General features: G+C 72.9%; 12 protein-coding genes and 1 pseudogene. 9 read left to right on the top strand and 4 right to left on the bottom strand.

What is annotated here, in order from left to right; genetic code table 11:
* Nucleotides 1–162: 162 nt before the first annotated feature.
* Nucleotides 163–555, top strand: coding sequence for a MarR family winged helix-turn-helix transcriptional regulator (locus BMZ82_RS01805; RefSeq protein ID WP_177244334.1), 393 nt, complete (start codon nucleotides 163–165; stop codon nucleotides 553–555).
* A gap of 171 nt (nucleotides 556–726) precedes the next feature.
* Nucleotides 727–1,123 (top strand): annotated as a pseudogene (locus BMZ82_RS01800) (anti-sigma factor antagonist).
* Here the strand turns inward: BMZ82_RS01800 and BMZ82_RS01795 are convergent.
* Nucleotides 1,118–2,095, bottom strand: coding sequence for a ribose-phosphate diphosphokinase (locus BMZ82_RS01795; RefSeq protein ID WP_093771131.1), 978 nt, complete (start codon nucleotides 2,093–2,095; stop codon nucleotides 1,118–1,120). The pseudogene BMZ82_RS01800 and the gene BMZ82_RS01795 sit on opposite strands and share 6 nt — an antisense overlap.
* Nucleotides 2,096–2,390: 295 nt before the next feature.
* Here BMZ82_RS01795 and BMZ82_RS01790 point away from each other — a divergent pair, with 295 nt between their 5' ends.
* Complete coding sequence (locus BMZ82_RS01790) at nucleotides 2,391–3,071, top strand: DUF4230 domain-containing protein (protein WP_093770829.1); 681 nt, start codon at nucleotides 2,391–2,393, stop codon at nucleotides 3,069–3,071.
* A gap of 41 nt (nucleotides 3,072–3,112) precedes the next feature.
* On the top strand, nucleotides 3,113–3,757 hold the full coding sequence (locus BMZ82_RS01785) for a VanZ family protein (RefSeq protein WP_177244333.1): 645 nt from the start codon (nucleotides 3,113–3,115) through the stop codon (nucleotides 3,755–3,757).
* A 34-nt stretch (nucleotides 3,758–3,791) separates the two neighbouring features.
* Here the strand turns inward: BMZ82_RS01785 and BMZ82_RS01780 are convergent, their stop codons facing one another.
* Nucleotides 3,792–4,028, bottom strand: coding sequence for a hypothetical protein (locus tag BMZ82_RS01780; protein WP_093770827.1), 237 nt, complete (start codon nucleotides 4,026–4,028; stop codon nucleotides 3,792–3,794).
* Between the two features lie 81 nt (nucleotides 4,029–4,109).
* Here BMZ82_RS01780 and BMZ82_RS01775 point away from each other — a divergent pair, with 81 nt between their 5' ends.
* The gene (locus BMZ82_RS01775) at nucleotides 4,110–5,159 is read left to right on the top strand and encodes a PHP domain-containing protein (RefSeq protein ID WP_093770825.1); all 1,050 of its coding nucleotides are present in this window, start codon (nucleotides 4,110–4,112) and stop codon (nucleotides 5,157–5,159) included.
* A 95-nt stretch (nucleotides 5,160–5,254) separates the two neighbouring features.
* Entirely contained in the window at nucleotides 5,255–6,259 is a 1,005-nt protein-coding gene (locus BMZ82_RS01770; protein ID WP_093770823.1) for an SDR family NAD(P)-dependent oxidoreductase, read from the top strand.
* A 36-nt stretch (nucleotides 6,260–6,295) separates the two neighbouring features.
* On the opposite strand, the gene BMZ82_RS01765 is transcribed toward BMZ82_RS01770, so the two are convergent.
* Both BMZ82_RS01765 and BMZ82_RS01760 read right to left on the bottom strand, forming a co-directional pair.
* Nucleotides 6,296–7,252 (bottom strand): phosphotransferase family protein, encoded by a 957-nt coding sequence (locus BMZ82_RS01765; protein WP_093770821.1) that lies wholly within the window; start codon nucleotides 7,250–7,252, stop codon nucleotides 6,296–6,298.
* A 32-nt stretch (nucleotides 7,253–7,284) separates the two neighbouring features.
* Nucleotides 7,285–10,494 (bottom strand): bifunctional cytochrome P450/NADPH--P450 reductase, encoded by a 3,210-nt coding sequence (locus BMZ82_RS01760; RefSeq protein WP_093770819.1) that lies wholly within the window; start codon nucleotides 10,492–10,494, stop codon nucleotides 7,285–7,287.
* 265 nt (nucleotides 10,495–10,759) lie between these two features.
* Here BMZ82_RS01760 and BMZ82_RS01755 point away from each other — a divergent pair, with 265 nt between their 5' ends.
* The 3 genes from BMZ82_RS01755 (at nucleotide 10,760) to BMZ82_RS01745 (ending at nucleotide 13,950) form a co-directional block, all read left to right on the top strand.
* The gene (locus BMZ82_RS01755) at nucleotides 10,760–11,416 is read left to right on the top strand and encodes a PAS domain-containing protein (protein ID WP_093770817.1); all 657 of its coding nucleotides are present in this window, start codon (nucleotides 10,760–10,762) and stop codon (nucleotides 11,414–11,416) included.
* A 181-nt stretch (nucleotides 11,417–11,597) separates the two neighbouring features.
* On the top strand, nucleotides 11,598–12,851 hold the full coding sequence (locus tag BMZ82_RS01750) for an FUSC family protein (RefSeq protein WP_093770815.1): 1,254 nt from the start codon (nucleotides 11,598–11,600) through the stop codon (nucleotides 12,849–12,851).
* Nucleotides 12,852–12,897: 46 nt separating this feature from the next.
* The gene (locus tag BMZ82_RS01745; RefSeq protein WP_093770813.1) at nucleotides 12,898–13,950 is read left to right on the top strand and encodes a hypothetical protein; all 1,053 of its coding nucleotides are present in this window, start codon (nucleotides 12,898–12,900) and stop codon (nucleotides 13,948–13,950) included.
* Nucleotides 13,951–13,970 lie beyond the last annotated feature (20 nt).

Below are 13,970 nucleotides of genomic sequence, written 5' to 3'. Positions count from 1 at the left end.
GTCGCCAAGATTTCAACCAACAGGATTCCTGCTGGTTCGCAGTCTCATTACAGACAGGTTTCCTGTCAATGGTCTACGCTCGGGCCCATGGTCGGCATCCAGACAACCAAGGCAGCAGCGTCCGCACCTCAGGCCCATAAGACACCTCCGTCCCTGCTCTACATGGTGAAGCAGGTGGAGCTGGTCGCGCGATCGCACCTGGACGAGCTGGTGAAACCGTCCGGGATCACGGCGCTGCAGTACACGGCTCTCACGGTACTGGAGCGGCACGACGGCCTGTCGGCCGCGCAACTGGCGCGGGACTCCTTCGTCACCGCCCAGTCCATCGCCGACCTGGTGCGCACCCTGGAGCGGCGCGGCCTGATCCGCCGGGTGCGCAATCCGCGCAACCGGCGCGAGCTGCTGATCCTGCTCACCGAGGAGGGGCGCGAGCTGCTCGACCGGCACGCCGGGCCGGTGCGGGAGCTGGAGGAACGGATGGTGCGGGAGCTCACCGCCCACCAGACGGAGCAGTTGCGCACGGCCCTCTCCAAGGCGTGGCACGCGCTGTCATAGGACCCCGACCACCCCCTTCGCACACGGCGGGTTGCATTTCGAAGACATATGTCAATCGAACATGCTGGAATTCACTCGATCGAGGGTAACTTGCTCGGGCGGGGAACTGCTGTGTGCTCCCCGGCCGTTGGAGGCTCCCGACCGGTGGAGCGGGTGGGAGGCGATGACGTCGTGCAGTGGAAACCCACGGCGGACACTCCGTACCTGCTGGCCCGCGAGGACCGGGGGTACACGGTGCTGGAGTTCCGCGGTGAGATCGACATCGTCGCGGCCACGGAGATCGGCCCGCATCTCGACGACGCGACGGCCGGTCCCGCCCCGCGGATCGTGATCGACCTGACCCGGATCGAGTTCTTCGACTGCTCCGGGCTGCGGCTGGTACCGGGCGCACGGCCGGGTCCTCGGCCACGGCGGGCGACTGCACCTCGTGTGCGCCGATCCGCTCACCCTGCGGATCCTGCGGGCCACCGGACTGACGCGGCTGCTGCCGCCCGCCACGACCCTGGACGCGGCCCTGGACCGCCCCGAAGCCACGTCCGGCACTGCCGGCACCTCCGGCGCGTCATGATCTTCCGGTCTCCTCGCTCCATTCGCCGCGCGCCCCGTCGAACAGCGCGCTGACGGACTCGCCGTTGTGGATGCGGCGCACGGCCTCCGCGAGGGCGGGCGCGATGGACAGGATCCGCAGTTTGTCGGTGTGCTCCTCGACGGGCACCGGAACGGTGTTGGTGCATACGATCTCCAGCACGTCGGGCTGCTCGTCGAGCCGTTTGAGGGCGCCGTCCGCGAACAGGCCGTGTGTGCACGCCACGCGTATCGAGCGCGGCTCCGACTCCCGTAGCCGGTCCAGGAGTTCGAGGACGGTACTGCCCTTGGCGATCTCGTCGTCGAGGACGATGACGTCCCGCCCGGTGACCTCGCCGATGACGGCACTGATGCTGACCCGGTCGTCGGCGTACCGCTGCTTGGCGCCGGCCGCCACCTGCGCGCCGATCATCCGGGCGAAGGCGGCGGCCTCCTTGGCGTTGCCGAGGTCCGGCGAGACGACGGTGGTGCGGGTGAGGTCGTAGCGGCGGAAGTGGGCGGCCAGTTCCCGGTGGGCGTGCAGGTGGTCGACGGGCATCGAGAAGAAACCGTGCACCTGGGGCGAGTGCAGGGTCATGGCGAGGACGCGGTGCACGCCGGCCGCCGCCATCAGGTCGGCGACCAGGCGTCCGCCCAGGGAGATCCGGGGCGCGTCCTTCTTGTCGGAGCGGGCGTAGGAGTAGTGCGGCATGACGACGGTGATCCGGCCCGCCGACGCCCCGCGCGCCGCGTCGCACATCAGCAGCAGCTCGACGAGGTGCTCCTGCACGGGCCGGACGAGCGGCTGGACCAGGAAGACGTCCCGTTCCCGGCAGTTCGCCTGGAGCTGGACCTCCAGGCAGTCGTTGGCGAACCTGCTGAGTCGGGTGGGGCTCAGGGGGACGCCGAGGTGGGCACAGACCTCGGCGGCCAGCTCGGGATGGGCACTGCCGCTGAACACGGAGATGTCTCGCACGATCGGCTCCTCGCTGATCATGTCCGGCTGGAGGCGCGGAGCTCTCATGCTACGGACCACACCCGTTTCCCCCACCCTCAGAAGTACCCCGGAATGCCCGGGAATGCCCAGGAGCGCCGGGCGACCGTGCGGCCGGTCGGATCGGCCGAACGGGTGACCGGGGGACGTGAACGGGTCGGCGCGGGCCGGTGATCGTCCGTGACCGCCGCGGACTTCCTGTCACAGGTCGTCAACAAGGCGGTCTGACAAGGGTATTGGCGGGCATCCGGTCAGTAGAGGAAGGAGGGCCGTCCGCATGACGACTTCCATCAAGCCCGACAAGCCCACCCAGCGGATCCCTCGGCGGATGCCCGGCTGGGCCAAGGTGCTCACCGCCGTCGTGGTCGTGCTCGTCGTGATGTTCGCCGGGATCCGGCTGAGCCTGCTGCCGGGGCTGCGCGACTTCTTCGGCACCGAGACCCATGACCGCTCGGGCCCCGCCCTGCTCAAGTCCATCAAGGACATGAGCCGTTACAACGCCGCCTCCGGCAACTTCCAGGTCGTCGTGGATCTGGAGAAAAACGCCAAGTACCTCCCCGACGCGATCCGCGGCACCCGCACCCTGTACGTCGGGGCGGGCACCGTGGACGCCTACGTCGACCTCGGCAAGGTCGGCGACAAGGACGTGACGGTCAACGACGACCGCACCTCGGCCACGCTCCGGCTGCCGCACGCCCTGCTCGGCACACCGGCGCTCGACCCCGACCGCTCCTACGCCGTCTCCAAGCAGCGCGGTCTCCTCGACCGCCTCGGCGACCTCTTCTCGGACAACCCCAACAGTGAGCAGGCCGTGCAGAAGCTCGCGGTCCGGCACATCGGCGAGGCGGCGAAGGAGAGCGAGCTGACCGCGCGCGCCGAGTCCAACACGACGGGCATGCTCCAGGGGCTGCTGCGCTCCCTCGGCTTCAAGGAGGTGAAGGTGGCCTACGGCACCTGAATCTCCTGACGACACAGGGAAGTTGAAGACCGGAGGACCGCATGGCCCGTGCCGCCTTACGTCCACGTACCCTGTTCCGCCCGCGCGCCGCCAAGCCGGAGAAGCCCGCCCCGCCCCCGACCGAACCGACGAAGCAGAGCGCCAAGCCCGCCGCCCCGAAGAACGCGAAACACACGAAGAACACGAAGAACACGACGAAGTCGTCGTCGCGGGCCGAGCGGCGGCCGTTGCCGTTCCCTCTGCGGCTGCTGGCGATGCTGTTCGCCTTCGTCTTCATGGTGGCGTTCGCCGTCGCGCTCGCCCGGCTCACCCTGGAACCCTCGCCCGCCTCCGTGAAACTCGTGCACACCAACCTGCATCCGGGCGACTCGCTGCGGGCCTACCTGGACCAGCCCGCGCTGCGCGACGCGGTGAAACAGATCGGCGGGAACGTCCTGCTCGGCGTGCCCTTCGGGATCCTGGTGCCGGTCGTCGCGCCCCGGGCGCGCGGGGTGCTGCGGGTGCTGCTGCTGACGGCGGCGGTCATGCTGCTGGTGGAGTTCGCCCAGGGCGCGCTGGTGACCGGGCGCGCCTTCGACATCGACGACGTCATCCTCAACACCACGGGCGCTTTGCTCGGTTACCTGCTGCTGGGGCGCAGGGTGAGCCGTGCGGTGCACGCGCGGGAGCGGCGCCTGCGACGGTGACCGTGCCGGGCGCGGGACAGGAGACGGACCGTCGTCAGTGCGGCGCCCAGGTGTACCTGTCCCCGCCCACCCAGCGCACGACGTCCGGGTCGTCCAGGTCGTGGACGGTGACGCCGAACGCGGCGGCGATCTCCAGGACGTCGGTGACGGCCCGCGCCTCCCCGACCACCTCGCCGTCGATTTCCACGATGCGGAACGGCGCCGGGGCCGGCTGCACTCCGAGCACCATGATCCGCGGATGGGAGATACGAAGGCTCGCGATTTCGGTCATGACATAGAGGGTAGAACGGGACATACGTCTCCGTCGTGCGGTCCGCCCCCGGGTGGGGAACCCTGGAGCCAGGAGGTGGCGATGGATCCCCTCGATGCTCTGGACCGGATCGCCTTCCTGCTGGAGCGGTCCCTGGCGCCGACCTACCGGGTACGGGCCTTCCGTACGGCTTCCCGGGTCCTGGCGCGGCTGCCCTCGGCGGAGGTCGAGCAGCGGGCGGCGGCCGGCACGCTGGAGTCGCTGAAGGGCGTCGGCCCGCGGACCGCCCAGGTGGTGCGCGAGGCGCTCGCCGGGCAGGTGCCGTCGTATCTGGAGACACTGGAGGGCGAGGCCGGGCTGCCGCTCACCGACGGCGCGGGGTCCGGGCTGCGGGCGCTGCTGCGCGGCGACTGCCATGTCCACTCCGACTGGTCGGACGGCGGCAGCCCCGTCGACGAGATGGGCCGGGCGGCCGCCGCGCTCGACCACGAGTGGGCCGTGCTCACCGACCACTCGCCGCGCCTGACGGTCGCCCGCGGGCTCTCGCCCGAGCGGCTGCGCCGCCAACTGGACCTGGTCGAGGAGCTCAACGCGACCTGGGCGCCGTTCCGGCTGCTGACCGGCATCGAGTGCGACATCCTCGACGACGGGTCGCTGGACCAGGAGCCGGAGTTGCTGGAGCGGCTCGACGTGGTCGTGGTGTCCGTGCACTCCAAGCTGCGCATGGAGTCGCGTGCGATGACGCGCCGCATGGTGAACGCCGTGCGCGACCCGCACGCGAACATCCTGGGCCACTGCACCGGGCGGCTGCGGGGCGGGCGGGGGCGGCCGGAGTCGGAGTTCGACGCGGACGAGGTGTTCGCGGCGTGCGCCGAGTCCGGTACGGCCGTGGAGATCAACAGCCGGCCCGAGCGGCTCGACCCGCCGCGCCGGCTGCTGCGCCGGGCGGTGGCGGCGGGCGCGCTGTTCTCGGTGGACACCGACGCCCACGCGCCCGGCCAGTTGGACTGGCAGATCCTGGGCTGCGCGCGGGCCGAGGAGTGCGAGGTGCCCCCGGAACGGATCGTGACGACCTGGCCGCTCGACGACCTGCTGGCCTGGACCCGGGAGGGACGGGTACCGGCGGGGGCGGCGGGCGTGGCGGGCCGCTGAGACGGTCGGCGCTCGGTCGGCACCCGCTCGGTGCCCGCTCGGCGCCCGGTGTCGCAGTTGACTTCGAGAGCACTCCAATTCGTAGCGTTCTCGGCATGAACCACAGCGACACGCACACCGACCCGAACAGCACCACCACCGCACAGCACAAGATCGGCTCGGGCTTCGGCGCCACGAGCACCGCCGACGAGGTCCTGCGGGGCATCGACCTGACCGGGAAGCTGGCCCTCGTCACCGGCGGGTACTCCGGTCTCGGGCTGGAGACGACCCGTGCGCTGGTCAAGGCCGGAGCCCACGTCGTCGTCCCCGCGCGCCGCCCGGACACGGCCCGCGAGAACCTCGCCGGCCTGGACGGCGTCGAGACGGACGAGCTCGACCTCGGCGACCTGGAGAGCGTGCGCGCCTTCGCCGACCGCTTCCTCGCCTCCGGCCGGACCATCGACCTCGTCATCGACAGCGCCGGGATCATGGCCTGCCCGGAGACCCGGGTCGGCCCCGGCTGGGAGGCGCAGTTCGCCACGAACCACCTCGGCCACTTCGCCCTCGTCAACCGGCTGTGGCCGGCGATCGAGCCCGGCGGCGCCCGGATCGTGTCCGTCTCCTCGCGGGCCCACCTCTTGTCGGGGATGCGCTGGGACGACGTCCAGTGGCAGAAGAGCTATGACAAGTGGGAGGCGTACGGGCAGGCCAAGACCGCGAACGTGCTGTTCGCCGTCCACCTGGACAGGCTGGCCCGCGACCGGGGCGTGCGCGCCTTCGCCCTGCACCCCGGCGGCATCCTCACGCCCCTCCAGCGGCATATGGCCAAGGCGGAGATGGTGGAGCGCGGCTGGATCGACGAGGACGGCAACGCGCTCAACCCGGAGGGCTTCAAGACCCCGGAGCAGGGCGCGGCCACCCAGGTGTGGGCGGCGACCTCGCCGCAGTTGGCCGGGATGGGCGGCGTCTACCTCGAGGACTGCGACATCGCCGAGCCCGTCACGGACGGCGACCAGCGCACCGGCGTCGAGGCCTGGGCGACGGACCCGGAGCAGGCGGCGCGGCTGTGGGAGCTGTCCGCCGAGCTGACCGGCGTGAACGCCTTCCCCGCACAGGCCTAGTCCACGCCACTCGCAGCGGCGTCCGGCCTCTAGCTCCTAGCTCCCGATCTTGATCTCGTCGAGTGCCGCTTCGAGTTGCGGGGCGGCCACTTTCCGCACCCACTCCGCCTGATCCGGGGCGACCGCGCGCGGGATCGTCTCGGTGAGCATGATCAGGTAGAGGTAGGCGCGGTAGAGGGCGAGGCGGAGCCGGGCGGGCGCGTCGAACACGGCGTGCCCGCCGGCGTCCCGGTAGCCCGCGAGGAATGCCTCGTCGTCCCGGATGTCCTGGAGCAGCGCCAGGGAGACGAAGTCCGCGAGCGGATCGCCCCAGAACATGCGCTCGCCGTCGATGAGGCCCCCGATCCGGGGCGTTCCGTCGGCGCGGTCGACCAGGATGTTGCCCGGCCACAGGTCGTAGTGGACCAGGCGCGGGACGGTGACCTCGTCGAGGGCGTCGTACGCGGACCGGGCGACGGCGGCGACCTCGTCGACGGGACGGGGCAGTCGGGCGCGGTACTCACGGGCGTCGGCGAGGACGGCGTCGAACATCGCCGTGAACGCGGTGCGCCAGTCGGCGGCGAGCGGGCCGAGGGCTCCGGTGGGGTAGCCGAAGCCGGGCCCGGTCACCTCGTGCAGCCGGGCGACCTGACCGCCCAACTCCGCGCGCAGCGCCCGCTGTTCGGCCAGCGTGAGTGCACCGCTCCAGGTGTCGCCCGGGCACCAGGTCATCAGCAGCCACGACCCGTCGCGGGCCACGACGCGGGGTGCCGGGACGTCGGCCTCGGCCGCCCCGCGGTAGAACTCCGCCTCGCCGACGAGGAGTCGGCGCTCGTGGCGCAGGCCCGGCGCGGTGGGCGCGACCTTCAGTACGTAGCGGCTGCCGTCCGTGAGGCGGAGTTCCTCGACGGTGTTGTACGTGCCGCCGCGCAGCGGTGCGAGGTGGGCCAGGCGGTCGGGCGGGATGCCCGCCGCCTCCAGCGCGTTCCGGGCCCGCGCCCAGGAGTCCGTCATCGTGCACCCACCCCATCTGTCGCTGCTGTCGATCAGCCCGCCGCGTACACGTCCTCGGTGTAACGGCCGTCCGCGATCAGGCCGTTGAGCCATGTCTCGGCGGCGGTGTCGTCGGCGCCGGGCGTGCGGTCCCGGTACAGGGTACGGAACGCGTCCCGGACGCCGGGGGCCATCCGTGAGCCGTCGCCGCACACGTGCACCCGGGCGCCGTCGGCCAGCAGTCGCCAGACCTCGTCGGCCTCGGCGGCGATGCGGTGCTGGACGTACCGCGTTCCGCCGTCGGGAGCCTGGCTGAAGGCCGGGCGCAGCGACACCGCTCCGGCGGTCTCGGCGGCGCGCAGCTCCTCGGCGTGCAGGAAGTCGGCGTCCGGGGCGTCGCAGCCGAAGTAGCAGACGGCGGGCGGGAGTTCGGCCCCGGCGGCGAGGGCGGCGGTGCGGTCGGCGACGGCGCCGCGGAACGGGGCGAGGCCGGTGCCGGCGGCCACCATGACCACGGGTGCGCGGTCGTCGATCCGGAAGTCCTCGCGGCAGGGCTGGACGCGGGCGTACACGGTGTCGCCCGGTACGAGTCGGGCGAGGTGTCCGGAGCCGGTGCCCCGGTAGACGCCCTTGCCCGACCGGGCGGGCGCGGCCAGCAGGGAGACCATCAGGTCGGCGTGGCCGGGGTCGACGGCGGGCGAGGAGGAGAAGGAGTAGTGGCGGGGGCGCAGCGGGGTGAGGAGGTCGAGGAGTCGCGGCCAGTCCAGCGCGCCGCGCAGCGCCGGGTGGTCCTCGATCACCTCGACGAGGGTGCGCGGGTCGTCGGCGGGGAAGGCGGCGAGGGCCGCGCGTTCGGGCGGGCAGGGGTTGGCTGCGGCCAGCGCGGTGAGCTGACCGGCGTTCGGGCGGTCCTGCAACTCGACGTGGTGGGTGAGGAGTTGACGTACCGTCACCGGTCGGTCGACGGTGAGGCCGTCGCGGCGCGGGCGGGTGGCGCGGATGTCCAGGACGGTGTCGAGGTCGACGCCGAGGGCGGTGGCCGCGCGGTCGACGAGTGCGGGGTCGTTCGCCGGGAGCACGGTGAGGTGGTCGGCCGTGCGGTAGGTGACGCCCTCGGGCAGGGCGACCCGCAGGAACCGCTTGCGGCGGTGGTGGCCGGGGGCGGTGAGGTCGTACGCCTCGGTGACCTTCATCGGGACGAGACCGTGCCGGGCGGCGAGGGCGTCCAGCGGGCCGCCGGTGAGGGTGCGGACCTCGTAGCCGGTGGTGGGCTCGTCGGCGGGAGCGGCGGCGGTGGCCTCGGGGTCGCCGTGCCGCTCCAGGAGCGCGGTGCGCAGGCGGGCGGTGAACTCCCGTACGGCGCCGGGGAGGTCGCCGGAGGCGTCGGCGGCGGTGCGGTCGGTGAGGCGGGTGGCGCCGAGTTCGGCGAGGCGGTCGTCGAGCCGGGTCGGGACGTGCTGGTAGGTGGCGGCCCAGTTGCGGTCGCCGACGCCCAGGACGGCGTAGTCGACCCCGGAGAGGTCGTGGGTCTCCTCCAGCCAGGCGGCGAAGGCGGTGGCGTCGTCGGTGGGGCGGCCGTTGTAGGAGGCGGCGGTGATGACGACCGGGCGGTCGGTGGGCAGGCCGTCCGCGTAGGCGTCCAGCGGCGCGACCTGCGTCTCGCAGCCGATCTCCGCGGCCTCGTCGGCGAGTTGGGCGGCGAACTCGCGGCAGGTGCCGTAGTTGCTGCCGTGCAGGAAGAGGACGGCGGTGCCGGGGCGGACCCGGGCGGGGAGGGCACTGGTGTCGGCCGTCGGCGCGGTCTGAGTCGGTGCCGCGCCCGGGAGTTGGGGGTGGACGCGGTCGGCGGGGGTGCGCGGGGTGAGCGTGAGGGTGAGGCCGTCGGGCTTGAGGGTGAGGGTCTCCTTGATGGTGAGCCGGTAGTCGGCGTGGTCGTGCGGGCGGTAGCGGTGGACGAGCATCGCCAGCAGCATCGTCGCCTCGTGCAACGCGAACTGCCGTCCGATGCAGGCGCGTTCACCGGTGCCGAACGGCTTGAAGGCGTGCACGGAGCGGGCCGCCTCGGCCTCGGGCGTGAAGCGGGAGGGGTCGAACAGCTCGGGGTTGTCGCCCCAGACGGGCTGGCGGTGCAGCATCGGCGCGAGGACGACCACGGACTGCCCCGCCTTCAGCGGCACCCGCCCGCCGAGCAGCGTGTCCTCGAGGGCCTGCCGGCTGAACGCGGCGGCCGTGGGCCACAGCCGCAGCGCCTCGTTGAGCACCTGCCGGGTGTAGGTCAGCCGGCCGACCTCGTCGTACGTCGGCTCGGGGTCGGCGGTGTCGCCCCACAACGCGTCGACCTCGCGCTGGACGAGCTGGAGCGCTGCGGGGTGCTTGACGAGGTAGTGCAGCGCGAACGACATGGCGCCGGAGGTCGTCTCGTGGCCCGCGATCAGGAAGGTGATGACCTGGTTGCGGATGTTGGTGGTGTCGAGGGTGGTGCCGTCGGCGGGGTGCTCGGCGGTGAGCATCAGCCCGAGGAGGTCGTCGGCGTCCCCGTGCCCGCCCTCGCCTGCGCCCGCGGTACGGGCCGCGATGACGTCGTCGACGACCTGCGCGAGATAGTCGGCGTCGGCCTTGAACGCGGCGTCGGCGGCCGCGTAGTCGCCGCCCGGGACCCGGGCCAGGCGGGTCATGCTCCACTCCAGGCAGCGCACCATCGACTCGACGAAGGGGTGCGGCTCGTCGCGCTCGAACGACCCGAAGTCGTAGCCGAATCCGGCGAGTCCGATGGTGTCGAGGGTCATCCGGGTCATGTCGTCGGGCACGTTCACCGGCTGCCCGGCGCTCGCCGCGCCGTCCCAGGCGCCGATGAGGCGGCGGGCCACCTTCAGCATCACGGGGTGGTAGGCGCGCATCGAGCCGAGCGCGAACGCCGGCATCAGGATGTCGTGCGCCTTCGCCCAGTTCGGCTCGTCGTTGTAGGCGGTGAACAGGCCGTCGGCCGCGAACTCCCGGACGTTCTCCAGGGCGGGCCCGACATGCTTGGCGAACCGCCGCTCGTCGGCGAGGTCGGCGACCAGGTCCAGATCGGCGACGAACACGGTGTCCCGCCCGTGCAACCGCCGTACGACCAGCGGCCCGTGCTCCCGCATGAGCTCCATGGCCTGCTGGACGGGGGCGTGGCCGGGGCCGGTGGCGCTGATGTCGACGACGGGGATGTCGGAGCTGCCGGTGCCGATGCCGGGGAGGGAGTCCGGGGTGCGCGGCGTGGTGGGGGGCATGGCGCGACAACTGCCTTTCGCTGTACGGGCGTACGGAGGTACCGGGATCCAGCGTGATCCACCCGGCTGCGGGGGCCGTGCCGTCGCACTACACGTTCGTGCAGTGGGAAAGCCGCGTGAGGGGTTGCGGGGGCCCTCCGCGCCGGTTATTAGGCTGACCGCATGACCACCGCCCCGACCACGCCGTCCACCGCCCCGGACGAGACCCTGGATCCCGCTCCGCGCCCACTGCACGTGGCGGTGGCGGTGGCGGCGCGCCCCGTCCATGGCTGAGGGGGCGGAGCGGGACGCCGTGGTGTGGCGCAACCGTGCGCTGATGGTCTTCGACCGGGTGTCGGTACCGGTGGCGGTGTGCGATGTGTACGGTGCCGTCCTGCTGGCCAACCCGGCGATGGCCGCCGAGTGCGGGAGCAGCCCGGGGCGGCTGCGCGGGCGGGACGTGCTGGAGCTGTTCCGGCCGCAGGAGACGACCCAGGTGCAGCGGATCGCCGAGGCCCTGCGGCTGCGGCACCGCTCGCGCTACCAGGTGTCGGTGAGCTGGCAGGGGCCCGGCGGCGGGGAGCGGTACGGGGAGCTGACGGCGGACCCGGTGAGCGACCGGGTCGAGGAGACGCCCGCGCTGCTGGTGATGCTGCGCGTCCTCGGCGACCGCGCGCCCCGTCAGGCGGCTCCCCCGGTCCGGGTCGCACCGGTCGAGGCGAGGATCCTCGCGCTGCTCGCCGGCGGCGCCACCACGGCCCGCGCCGCCCGCGAGACCGGCCTCACCACGGACGGCGTGACCTATCACCTGCGCCGCCTGTCCGCCCGCTGGGACGCGGCCAACCGCACGGAACTCGTCGCCCGCGCCTACGCGTTGGGGGTGCTGGCGGCGGGGGTGTGGCCACCGGTCCCGACCAGTGAGGCGCAGGCGGGCGAGGCGTAGGCGGTGAGGCGGTCCTCCGTACGTGGCGTCAGTGTCCGGCGACCCGCTGTCACCGGGCGCGGACAGTCGGGGGACGACCATGGGAGTCGGGCCCCTGGCCCTCTAGACTCGCTCGCGACCAGAGACGTTCGAGTTTCTCAGAAACGTTCGAGGCTGCTGAGGAACGGGAACGGGACTGGGGATGCGAGATGTACGTGAGCGCGCGGCGCCGCTCGTGCGGTTGGTGCGGCGTTACCGGGAACCCGTCGTCGTCCAGGCGCTGCGGTCGTCCGCCGCGGCCACGGTCGCCTATGTCATCGCCCTGCGGCTCAGCCCCGAGGCGCTCCCGCTCACCGCGCCGCTGACCGCGCTGCTGGTCGTCCAGGTCACCCTGTACGCCACGCTCACCAACGGCATCCGCCGGGTGAACGCGGTGGTGGCCGGCGTCCTCGTCGCGATCGCCTTCAGCCTCCTGGTGGGTCTGACCTGGTGGAGTCTCGCGCTGCTGATCGTGGCCTCGCTGGCCGTGGGGCATCTGGTGCGGGTCGACGAGTACGTCCCGGAGGTGGCGATCAGCGCCATGCTGGTCCTCGGGGTCACCACCGTCGGCGACACCGCGTGGTCGCGGGTGGTGGAGACGCTGATCGGCGCGGTCGTCGGGCTGGGCTGCAATCTGCTGCTGCCGCCTCCGGTGTGGGTGGAGGAGGCGGGCGCGTCGATCGAGGGACTGGCCCGGCGGCTGCGGCAGCTCATGCTGCGCATCGGCGAGGAGGCGGCCGGCCGTACCCCGGTCGAGCAGGCGGCCGCCCGGCTGCACGAGGCGCGCCGGCTGGACCACGACATCGTGGAGGTGGACGCGGCGCTGCGGCAGGCCGAGGACAGCCTGCGGCTGAACCCGCGCGTGCGCGAGGGGCTGCTGCACAAGGTGGTGCTGCGTACCGGTCTGGACACGCTGGAGATCTGCACGGTCGTGCTGCGGGTACTCGCCCGGACCCTCACCGACCTCGCCAAGGAGCGCGAGCCGCAGCCGCTGTTCCCGCCCGGGACCGGCGAGACCGTGGAGCGGCTGCTGTCGGAGATCGCCGACGCGCTGGTCAGCTTCGCGGTGCTGGTCACGACGAGTGTCAGCCTCAACGCGGACGCCGCCGAGGCCCGGCTCAGCGCCGAACTGCGGCAGGCCGCGACCACCCGCGACAAGCTCGCCCGACTGCTGCTGGAGCAGCTCGAGCACGACGCCCGCCAGTGGCATCTGCACGGCGCGGTGCTGACCGAGGTCAACCGCATCCTCGACGAGCTGGACACCGAGCACCGCACGAGCCGTCTCCTGGAGGACCTCGACCGCGTGTCGCGGGAACAGCGCGCCCGCATGCCGCGCCTCACCCGGCTGCGCGAGCGCCTGGGCGTCCAGGAGAAGCTGTGGCGGAACCGTACGGGCATGGACGGGCGTTACCTCTGAGGGAGCGCCGGGACGGGGCCGGCGCCGGATGCGAGGGAGCGGGCCGATGGCCGACACCACCGTACGGATCGACGGGGACACGCTGAGGCTGCCGGGCGGGGTGGCGGTGCGGTTCATGCGGACGCTGCGGCTGCCGGAGCGGGGGACGCACGACCTGCCGCCCGGCCTCGGCGTGTTCCCGCTCCGCCGGGTCGCCGACCACCCCGACACCGTGCCCGCCGAGTGGCTGGCGCGGGGCGGTGTGCTGCTGCCGATGTATCTGCGTGAGGCGATGTGGCTGAGCTTCGCGGGCTCGACGGAGCCGGCCGCGTTGCAGGTCGGGGCGGGCAAGGTGTGCGCGGTCTCCGGCCGGCCGTGGAGCGACCGGCTCTCCCGTGACCCGCAGAACTACGTGACGCTGCCGCGTCAGCCCTGGCTGGACGGCATCAACTCGGGCCGGGGCACGGTGCGCCAGTTCGTGGCGGTGCCGCTGGGCCTGGGCGCGACCGTGGAAGGGCAGGTCACGGGCGAGGAGGTGTGGGGCGGGGTCCAGTTGCAGTCGTTCCCGCTGAGCGAGGCGAAGCGCGCCGAGTGGCGCGAGGCCGAGCGCCGCCGCGCGGCGGCGCGCCCGCCGGGGCCGTTCGGCGGCGGGTACGGCGCTCCGCCCGCGCCCGGCGCGGCCCCCATGATGGCCGCCGCGGCTCCCGCCCCGGGCGGCGCGCCCCGGGCCCGGGCGGCAGCGGCGATGGGTCTGGGGGTCGGCGGTTCGATGCGGCAGGAGGTCTACGACGACGTCCGCGCCGTCACGGACTACGCGCTCGAGCCCGCCGCCCGGGTCTTCGTGCACCTGGTGACGCCCCCGGAGTGGCGTCGTATCACCGGCGAGGAGCCCCCGCCGTCCCCGGTGGACCGCGCCGCGTACACCAAGGCGGGGCTGCCCTGGTACGACTACTACGACGACGCCGCGCACGACGTCGCCCCCAGCGACGCCCTGGCCGCCGTCCAGCCGGTCGGCGAGTGGCTCGGCGCGGACCTGGACCCGTGGCAGGAGCCCGCGCCCGGCCAGGTGCACCACCTCAAGGACGCGCCGGGGAAGCCGGTGGCGGACGGCGACTGGTAGCCGCCTTTGCGTTCGACGGC

Source organism: Streptomyces sp. yr375 (genome assembly GCF_900110755.1).
In the GTDB taxonomy this organism is placed as follows: Bacteria; Actinomycetota; Actinomycetes; order Streptomycetales; family Streptomycetaceae; genus Streptomyces.
This window is presented reverse-complemented; position numbering and strand designations above follow the sequence as displayed.